The sequence below is a fragment of the Trichococcus sp. genome, from assembly GCF_049589555.1.
GTDB lineage: Bacteria > Bacillota > Bacilli > Lactobacillales > Aerococcaceae > Trichococcus.
In genome coordinates, this window is sequence record NZ_JBAWAZ010000362.1 from 1 (window position 1) to 2,794 (window position 2,794).

Consider the following 2,794-nt stretch of genomic DNA (forward strand, 5'->3'; position numbering starts at 1 on the left):
TTTTGGTTTGTTTTTTTCATATCGTTCGCTCCTGACTCTGTTCGCCGCCTGATTGTAGCGGTCGTCTCTTCTGAAGTATAACAGAAAACCGGGCATCCATCTCGCATAATCAGGACAAAAACGCAGCAAGTGGCATATAATTGGGACAGAAGAATCAAAGTAGGAAGCGGGGAGCATGCATGGACCATATCAGCATCATCGGCGCCAAGGAAGGGAATCTGAAGAACATCACGGTGGACTTGCCCCGGAACAAATGGATCGTCCTCACAGGGGTATCCGGTTCCGGGAAAACGACGCTGGCGATGGATGTGCTCTATCAGGAATGCCAGCGCCAATATCTGGAGGCGATCGGCTACCAAGGGATCCGCAAACCGAACATCGATGCGATCCGAAATGTGTCCCCCGCCATCCAAATCCAGCAGCAAACCTACAATAAAAATCCGCGTTCGACTGTGGGAACGGTCACGGACATCTATACCGATCTGCGGATGCTGTTCGAAAAGCTGAGCACAAGGGACTGCCCGGCTTGCGGAAGGGAATTCAGTTCGGCTGATTGCCGCGAGGAAACCGAAAAGACCGCCGATGACTTCAAGGTGTTCCAGTATTGCCCGCATTGCGATCAGCGGATGGAGAAGCTGACCCGCACCCATTTTTCCTACAATACCCAAGAAGGCGCCTGCGCAACTTGCCAGGGTTTGGGAGAGGTGATGACAGTTGCTGAAGAGCAGGTGCTCCGTGAAGAACTGGCGCTTGAAGAGGGTGCGGTCGTCTTTTGGGAAAAACGCTACAGGGATTACCAGCTGGAGTCGCTGGTTGCCGCCAGTGAGCATTACGGGATCCCGCTAAAAATAAACACGCCGGTGAAGGACTTTACGCCAGCGCAACGCGTGCTGTTGCTGCATGGGGCCGAAAGTGAAGAGATGCATCAGTTGTTCCCGGATGTGCAGGCGCCCCGGACGATTGCCGAAGGCCGCTATGAAGGGGTCCTGCCGAACCTTTGGCGCAGAATGGCGGACAAAAAAGGGGCTTCCAAATTCCAGGAAGCCTACTTTGAATCGGTTATCTGCCCGGAATGCCACGGCGAACGACTGAACGAGCTGAGCAGGAGCGTGACTGTGAAAGGAACGCGCTTGCCTGGATTGTCCGCTTCATCGTTGAAAGAGCTTATGGATTGGATTCGCGAACTTGATGCAAATCTGACGCATTCGGAACAACTGTTGGCGGGCGTCTATGTGACGGATTTGAAGACCAAACTGAAACGGATCCTGAAATTGGGATTGGGCTATCTGTCGCTCGACAGGCAGACGATGACGCTGTCGGGAGGTGAAGCGCAACGTCTGCGGTTGGCAGCTGTCCTTGATTCGGATCTGACGGGAGTCATCTACATACTGGATGAACCGACAATCAGCCTGCATCCAAAAGATACCGAAGGGCTTCTGACTATCCTGCGGTCTCTGAGGGACAAAGGGAATACGGTGCTCGTCATCGAACATGATACAGCCGTCATGGAGGCCGCGGACTACCTGATCGATATCGGTCCAGGAGCAGGGAAATATGGGGGCGAAGTCATCGGCTCGGGAACGCTGCAGCAAATCAAGGAGCAAGCGACATCCGTCACCGGTGCCTACCTGAACAGCAAGCCTGAAGCGCGCAAATTTTTCCGCAAAGGATCCGGTGATTTCATCGAGGTGAGCCAAGCGGACAAGCATAACCTCCGGAATCTGACAGTCCGTTTCCCCGTAGGCTGTCTCATCTGTGTCACCGGCGTATCGGGGTCCGGGAAATCGACGCTCGTCTTCGATGTGCTGGCGAAAGGGGACACGGAACAATCGCAGGAACCGAATCAGGTGAGCGGAAGCGGATCGTTCGACCGGATCGTGATCGTGGAACAGGCCCCGCTCACCCGGATGAAACGTTCGAATGTCGCGACCTATTCGGACGCCTACACGGAAATCCGGAAAATCTTCGGCCAACAGCAGACTGCCATCGAAAAGGGAATAACCGCCAATCACTTTTCCTTCAATGTGAAAGGGGGACGCTGCGATCATTGCGAAGGGTTGGGAGTCGTCACAAACAACCTGTTGTTTTTTGAAGATCAGGAAGTTCCTTGCCCGGTCTGTTCGGGCAGACGCTTCAAGGACGAGGTCTTGTCCGTGGCTTATCGCGGCCATTCGATCACAGGCGTGCTGGGGTTGTCGGTTGAGGAAGGCGCGGAAATGTTTTCGGATTCGCCCAAAATCAGTGCCATCCTGAATCTCCTGCAGGATGTCGGTCTCGGCTACCTCGAGCTCGGCCAGACAACAACGACTTTGTCCGGAGGTGAAGCCCAACGGCTCAAGTTGGCAGTGGAACTCTTCGCAAATCGTGGGAAAAAGAATCTCTATCTGATCGATGAACCGACTACCGGTCTGCATCCGCTTGATGTGGAAAAGTTCCTGAAATTATTGGATCGGATGGTCGATTCCGGCAACACGGTGATCGTTGTGGAACACAATCAGCAGATCATCGGAGCGGCTGATTGGATCATCGATCTTGGTCCTGGGGGCGGGGATGCCGGCGGGGAAATCATTGCGGAAGGAACCCCATCCGACATCCGGAAAGACAAAAATTCGGTGACGGGAAAATTCATTTAAGGCCAAACAAGTGAAAATGATTGACAGACGCCGGGAAAATCGCTATCTTATTAGAAAGCGATGAGGATAGAAGGGGAGGCAGAACCATGCAGAAGATGATGTGTTGTATGTGCGGATATAAGAAACATGCAAGTATATTCTTATCATCTTTTTATCTCCAC

1 protein-coding gene is annotated in these 2,794 nt (G+C 53.1%); it reads left to right on the forward strand.

Features of this window, described 5'->3' with window-relative positions; genetic code table 11:
- Positions 1-179: 179 nt before the first annotated feature.
- Complete coding sequence (gene uvrA, locus WBV27_RS12475) at positions 180-2,633, forward strand: excinuclease ABC subunit UvrA (RefSeq protein ID WP_424202451.1); 2,454 nt, start codon at positions 180-182, stop codon at positions 2,631-2,633.
- The last annotated feature ends 161 nt before the right edge of the window (positions 2,634-2,794 follow it).

Excerpts from the sequence above, each read along its gene's own strand:
- uvrA (WP_424202451.1), top strand. The coding sequence starts at position 180 with ATGGACCATATCAGCATCATCGGCGCCAAGGAAGGGAATCTGAAGAAC.